A 6,621-nucleotide genomic window follows, 5' to 3' on the forward strand; every position below is an offset into this window, starting at 1 on the left:
CAGCGTTTCGGCGAACAGCGGCTCCAGCGGCACGCGGCCCATCGGGTGCGCGCTGCTGGCTTCGTTGCCGGGCCGTGCAAGTTCGAGCACGTCGTTGATCAGCGCCAGCAGGTGGCGGCCGGCGGACCGGATGTGCTCGAGCCGCCCGCGCCGGTCGGCACCGTCGTCCGGCCGCTCCTCGGCGATCAGCAGCTCGGTGAAGCCGAGGATGGCGTTCAGCGGTGTGCGCAGCTCGTGGCTCATGCGGGCCAGCAGCTCCGACTTGGCCTCGCTTTCGCGCTGCGCCAGCGCGGCGGCCTGGCGCTCCTGCTCGGCCGCGCGGCTGGCGGTGATGTCCCAGTTGACGCCGATGCGGCGGATCATGCGGCCCTGCGCGTCGGGCACCGGCACCGAGCGCGAGGCCAGCCAGCGCACCTGGCCGTCGGGGAGCAGGACGCGGAACTCGTACTGCGTCGGCCCGCTGCCGGCCGAGGCGCGCAGCATCTGCTGGCTGACATGGTCACGGTCGTCGGGGTGGACGAGCTGCGTCATCTCGTCGAGCGTCGGTGCCTTGGCCCGCGGCGTGAGGCCGCGCAGCAGGAACATCTGCTCGTCCCAGCGGCTCTTTCCGTCGGGCAGGTCCCATTCCCAGGTGCCGATGCCGGCGGTGCGGGCGATCAGTGCGATGCGCTCGTTCGCGTCGCGCAGGTGCTGCTCGGCGCGCAGGCGCTCGGTCACGTCGATCGCCATGCCGAAGAAGGCCACGAGGTGACCCTCGGCGTCGCGGATCGCCTTGCGCCGTGTCAACACCTGGCGCCACTGCCCGTCTTCATGCTTGAAGCGCGCCAGCAGCTCGATCGGCTTGCCCTGCAGGCGCGCCCGGTGCGCGGCCTCTTCCACCGCCTGGCGATCGTCGGGGTGGATGGCCCGCATCATCTCTTCGACCGGCCAGCCGTCGACCCGTGGCGTCAGGCCCAGCAGGCGGAAGCCCGCGGCGTTGGCGTGGACGCGCTGGGTCGCGATGTCCATGCGCCAGATGCTCACGGCCGACATGTCCAGCGCCGTGTGGAGCTGGCCAAGGTCGAAGCTGGGGTCTTGCGGGGGGAGGGCGGAGGGCATGGGCGAAGGCAGCGCGCGCCGGGGGAGTCTACCGGTGGGCGAGTCAGAATCGGTGGCATGAGTTTCGTCAAGCTGTGTGCGCCCGTGCAGGGCATCGTGATCGCGCTGGAAGTGGGTGTCGGCGAAACGGTCGCGGCCGGGCGGCCGGTGATCGTGATCGAGTCGATGAAGATGGAGGTGCCGGTCGAGGCGCCGTTCAGCGGCCGGCTGCAGGCGCTGCACGTCGCGGTGGGCGACACGGTGGCCCCGGGCGAGGAGCTCGCCCGCTTCGAGATGGCCGAGCGCGCCGAGGCGCCGGTGGCCGCCGCACCGCCGCTGCCGGCCCCGCACCCCGAGCTTGCGACGCTGGCCGAGCGCCGCCACCGCCTGACCGACGCGGCGCGCCCCGAGGCGGCGGCCCGCCGCCACGCGGCCGGCGGCCGCACGGTGCGCGAAAACCTGGCCGACCTGCTCGATGCCGGCAGCTTCAGCGAATACGGTGCCCTCGCGGTGGCCGCGCAGCGCAGCCGCCGGCCGCTGGACGAGCTGATCGCGCAGACGCCGGCCGACGGGCTGGTCACCGGCGTCGGCACCGTGAACGCCGCGCTGTTCGGCGCCGAGCGCGCCCGCTGTGCCGTGATGGCCTACGACTACACGGTGCTGGCCGGCACGCAGGGCGTGTTCAACCACAAGAAAAGCGATCGGCTGCTCGACGTGGCCGGGCGGCTGAAGCTGCCGGTCGTGCTGTTCGCCGAGGGCGGCGGCGGCCGGCCGGGCGACGTGGACTGGCCCCTCGTCGCCGGGCTGGATTGCACGACGTTCGCCCGCTGGGCCGCGCTGGCCGGGCAGGTGCCACGCGTGGGCATCGTCGCCGGGCGCTGCTTCGCGGGCAACGCGGCGCTGCTCGGCTGCGCCGACGTGATCATCGCGACCGACTCGGCCAGCATCGGCATGGGCGGCCCGGCGATGATCGAGGGCGGCGGTCTCGGCAAGGTCGCGCCGGAGGACGTGGGGCCCGTCTCGGTGCTGGCGCCCAACGGCGTGATCGACCTGCGTGTCGCGAACGAGGCCGAGGCCGTGGCCGCGGCGAAGCGCTACCTGGGCTACTTCCAGGGCGCGCTGCCGCCGGGCGACGCCGCCGACCAGGCCCCGCTGCGCCACGCGATGCCCGAGAACCGCAATGCGTTGTACGACCCACGCGGCATCGTCCGCACGCTGGCCGACACCGGCTCGGTGATGGAGCTGCGTGCCGAGTTCGGCCCGGGCGTGATCACCGCGCTGGCGCGCATCGAGGGCCGACCCGTCGCGCTGGCCGCGAGCCACCCGCGCCACCTGGCCGGCGCGCTCGATGCCCCGGCCTGCGACAAGCTCGCTCGCTTCATGCAACTGGCCGACGCCTTCGGCCTGCCGCTGGTCACGCTGGTCGACACGCCCGGCTTCATGGTCGGGCCGGCGTCGGAGGCGACCGCGATGGTGCGCCACGCGGCGCGGCTGTTCGTCAACGCCGCCGCGCTGCGCGTGCCGGTCTTCAGCGTGGTGCTGCGGCGCGGCTACGGGCTGGGCGCGATGGCGCTCACGGCTGGCCACTTCCACGCGCCGGTGGCGACGGCGGCCTGGCCCAGCGCCGAGTTCGGCGCGATGGGTATCGAAGGCGCCGTGCGGCTGGGTTTTCGCAAGGAGCTGGAGGCCGCGGGGGAGGGCCGGCAGGCCTTGTTCGACCAACTGGTCGCCGAGCACATGGCCCGCGGCCGGGCGATCAACATGGCCAGCTACCTCGAGATCGACGACGTGATCGACCCCGCCGAAACCCGCGCCTGGCTGGCCCGCGGGCTGCAGGCCGCGGCCGGCGCGCCGCTGCCGCCGCGGCGCGGCCTGCTCGACACCTGGTGAGCGAGGCCACAATCAGACCACCATGCTGCTTTCACCTCCTACCTGCCCACCCACCGAGATCGACACGGTGCTGGCCGACCAGGGCTTCGCGGTGCTGGGTGCCCACGACCTGGGCGAACTGCTCGGCGAACCGGCCGTCGTGCTCGCGCGCTGGCGTCCGTTCTGGGACGACCTGCCGCCCGACCGCTACCTGAAGGACGGTGGCCGCTACCGCCGCCGCCGCCACGGCTGCTTCATCGTCGAGGGCGAGCACGTCGAGCTGCAGCCGCACCGCCCGCACTGGCAGCCGATCGAATACAACGCGCTGCACGGCGGCATCGAGCGGCACTTCGAGCCGCTGCCCGATGCGCTCGTCACCGACCCGCTGTGGGCGCGCTTCCTGATGGTCGGCGCCGCGCGGGCGTCCGCCTTGAAAGGCGTGCAGCCCTGGTACGTCGAGGCGCACCTGTTCCGCATCGACACGACCGACGGCATCGGCCGGCCGACGCCCGAAGGCGCCCACCGCGACGGCGTCGACCTGGTCGGCGTGACGCTGATCTCGCGCGAGGCCATCAAGGGCGGCGAGACGCGCGTCTTCGCCGCCGAGGGCCGCGAGGGCCTGCGCTTCACGCTCGCCGAGCCGTTCGCCACGCTGTGGCTCGACGACGAGCGCGTGATCCACGAATCCACGCCGATCCAGCCGCTGCAACCCGGCGGCAGCGGCTACCGCGACACGCTGGTGCTGACTTACCGAGCCAGTGGCTTCCAGGGCCCGGCTGCCTGACCGGCGCCGGCCCGCATCAACCCCAAGGCCACGAGCCTTCACAACGGAGACCCCCGCATGAGCGAACCCGCCAAGCCCACCAGTGCCGCCGAGAAGGAGGAAGCGAACAAACGCCAGCGCGCGGCGGTCGACCTGGCGCTGGCCGAATCGCCGGCGCGCAGCACGGGCAGCGTGGAGCTCGGCGGGCAGCGGCTGGCCTACCGTGTCGACGCCGGTTTCATGCCGGTGCGCTCGGGCCAGCACGGCGAGACCCATGGCGAGCCCGAGGCGGCGATCTTCACGACCGCCTACCAGCTGGAAGCCGATGCGGCGCGCCAACGCCCGGTCTGCTTCGCCTTCAACGGCGGCCCCGGCTCGGCCTCGATCTTCCTGCACCTGGGGGCGCTGGGCCCCAAGCGCGTGCGGGTGCGCGACGACGGCGGCATGCCGGTGCCGCCCTACCGTGTCGAAGACAACCCGCTGAGCTGGTTCGAGCACTTCGACCTCGTTTTCCTCGACCCGCCGCACACCGGCTTTTCGTTGACAGCCAGTGAAGAGGCGCGCAAGAAGGCCTTCAGCGTCGACGGCGACGTGGCGATGCTGTGCGAGGCGATGCGCGCCTGGCTCACGCGGCACCAGCGCTGGGGCTCGCCGGTGTACCTGTGCGGCGAGAGCTACGGCACGACGCGCGCCGCGGCGATGGCCGAGCAGCTGTGCGAGCAGGGCGTGGCACTGGCGGGGCTGGTGCTGGTGTCGTGCGCGATGGACATCCAGGCGCTCGAGTTCTCGCCGCGCAACGACCTGCCGTACGCGCTGTTCCTGCCCGCCTTCGCCGGCACGGCGCAGTTCCACGGCTGCCTGAAGGGCCCGCAGGCCGCGTCGGCCGATGCGGCGCGCGCTGCGGCGCTGGATTTCGTGCACGGCGATTACCTGTCGGCGCTGCACCGCGGCGCCGCGCTGTCGGAGAAGGAGCGTGGCCGCATCGCCCGCCGTGTCGGCGAGCTGATCGGGCTGGCGCCGGCGGTGGTCGAGCACATGAACCTGCGCGTGCCCGACATGCGCTACTTCCACGAGCTGCTGCGCGACCGCGGCCAGGTGCTGGGCCGGCTCGACGCGCGCGTGGCCGGGCCGATGGGGCCGGACCGCAAGCGCGAGTGGGAGTTCGACCCATCGATCGACGCGCTGGCGGCGCCGTACACGATGGCGGCGATGGACTACTTCCGCGGCACGCTGGGCATCGGGATGGGCGAGGGTGCGGTCGAGCGCGTCTACGTGCCGATGTCGATGCAGGCGCACAAGGCCTGGAACTGGAACCGCGGCGAGGCTCAGGGCAACAGCTACGCCTGCACCAGCCCGGATCTGGCCCGCGCGCTGCGCCGGCTGCCGCACCTGGCGGTCTTCGTCGCCAGCGGCCAGTTCGATCTCGGCACGCCCTACAGCGCGACCGACTGGAGCCTGGACCAGCTCGACATCACGGCCGAGGTGCGCTCGCGCATCACGCACCGCTACTACGGTGCTGGCCACATGATGTACACCCGCGAGGCCGACATTCGCCAGCTCAAGGCCGATCTCGTGAGCTGGCTGGGCGACCTGCCGCATTGAGATTGCCATGCACATCGGCCTGTTGACCGGCGGCGGCGATTGCCCAGGCTTGAATGCAGTGATCCGCGCGGTCACGCTGCCGCTGATCGGCGAGTGCGCCGCTCGAGTGACCGGCATCGAGCGAGGCTTCTGGGGGCTGTTGCACGGGGCCTCGCGCCCGCTCGAAGCCACGACGGTCCGCGGCATCCTCGCCGAGGGCGGCACCATCCTCGGCACCCACAACCGTTGCGATCCGTTCAAGGACGTGGACGGCGTCGACCGCTCGGCGCAGGCGCTGGCTTATGCGAAGGACACGCTGAAGCTTGATGCGCTGGTGGCGATCGGCGGCGACGGCACGATGCAGATTGCCGAACGCTTCCACCGCCTCGGCCTGCCGGTGGTCGGCGTGCCCAAGACGATCGACAACGACCTGCCCGAGAACGACCGCAGCTTCGGTTTCGACAGCGCCGTGGCGGTGGTCGCCGAGGCGCTTGACCGGCTCGCGACGACGGCGCGCAGCCATGGCCGTGTGATGATCGCCGAGACCATGGGCCGCTACGCCGGCTGGATCGCGCTCGAAGGCGGCCTGGCCGGTGGCGCCGATGCGATCCTGATCCCCGAAATCCCCTTCGACGTGGCCGCACTCGCCGCCTGGTGCCGCGAGCGCGAGTCGAGGGAAGGGCACACGCTGATCTGCATCGCCGAGGGTGCGAGGGCCACCGGCCACGACCTGACCGTGAAGACGCGCCTCGAAGGCAGCCCCGATCCGATCCGCCTGGGCGGCGTCGGCTCGTGGCTGCAGGCCCAGTTGGAGCCGCACCTTCAAAGCGAGGTGCGCACGACGCTGCTCGGCCATGTGCAGCGCGGCGGCACGCCGACGGCCTTCGACCGGGTGCTCGCCACGCGCTTCGGCTACCACGCGGCCGAGTTGGTGCGTGCGGGTGATTTCGGGCGGATGGTGGTGTTGAAGGGAGCCGACTGCGCCAGCGTCACGCTGGAGAGCGTGGCGGGGCGAAGCCGGCCGGTGCCGATGGACGACGAGCGGCTGCTCGCGGCGCGGGGTGTCGGGGTCTGGCTGGGGGGCTGACGGGCGGGATTGGCGCGGCGGCCGGGGGCCGGCAGGCGGTGGGGCTCATGAGTCCGCGCCCTCGGCTGCGCCGAGGGTGCCCTGCAGTGCTCGGCTTCGTGGCCGCCGTCGAACTCGCTCCGCTCACTGCGTTCGCTGTGCTCGAACAATCGCCAGTGAGTTTGTTTACGAGGCTCGCTGGCGCTCGCTGCCACAAGCCCTGCGCTTCTCGGCGCTCCCAAATCGCCCAAGCGGATACCGGCTC

At 72.4% G+C, this 6,621-nt stretch carries 4 protein-coding genes and 1 pseudogene; 4 read left to right on the forward strand and 1 reads right to left on the reverse strand.

Annotated features, from left to right (window positions below):
• Window positions 1-1,098: sensor histidine kinase (locus VJ693_RS04375; RefSeq protein ID WP_324152246.1), on the reverse strand; the 1,098-nt coding region annotated here is incomplete at its 3' end.
• Window positions 1,099-1,155: 57 nt separating this feature from the next.
• On the opposite strand from VJ693_RS04375, the pseudogene VJ693_RS04380 reads away from it, so the two are divergent.
• The 4 genes and pseudogenes from VJ693_RS04380 to VJ693_RS04395 form a co-directional block, all read left to right on the forward strand.
• Window positions 1,156-2,967 (forward strand): annotated as a pseudogene (locus tag VJ693_RS04380) (carboxyl transferase domain-containing protein); the annotation flags it as partial.
• Window positions 2,968-2,989: 22 nt separating this feature from the next.
• Window positions 2,990-3,730, forward strand: coding sequence for a 2OG-Fe dioxygenase family protein (locus VJ693_RS04385; protein ID WP_324152247.1), 741 nt, complete (start codon window positions 2,990-2,992; stop codon window positions 3,728-3,730).
• A gap of 57 nt (window positions 3,731-3,787) precedes the next feature.
• Entirely contained in the window at window positions 3,788-5,311 is a 1,524-nt protein-coding gene (locus tag VJ693_RS04390) for a S10 family peptidase (RefSeq protein WP_324152248.1), read from the forward strand.
• A 7-nt stretch (window positions 5,312-5,318) separates the two neighbouring features.
• Window positions 5,319-6,377, forward strand: coding sequence for an ATP-dependent 6-phosphofructokinase (locus VJ693_RS04395; protein ID WP_324152249.1), 1,059 nt, complete (start codon window positions 5,319-5,321; stop codon window positions 6,375-6,377).
• The last annotated feature ends 244 nt before the right edge of the window (window positions 6,378-6,621 follow it).

Origin of the sequence: Ideonella sp., assembly GCF_035254525.1 — a bacterium.
Classification (GTDB): Bacteria; Pseudomonadota; Gammaproteobacteria; order Burkholderiales; family Burkholderiaceae_C; genus Ideonella.

Coding starts and splice junctions, on each gene's coding strand:
- VJ693_RS04390 (WP_324152248.1), top strand. CDS start 3,788: ATGAGCGAACCCGCCAAGCCCACCAGTGCCGCCGAGAAGGAGGAAGCG.
- VJ693_RS04385 (WP_324152247.1), top strand. CDS start 2,990: ATGCTGCTTTCACCTCCTACCTGCCCACCCACCGAGATCGACACGGTG.
- VJ693_RS04395 (WP_324152249.1), top strand. CDS start 5,319: ATGCACATCGGCCTGTTGACCGGCGGCGGCGATTGCCCAGGCTTGAAT.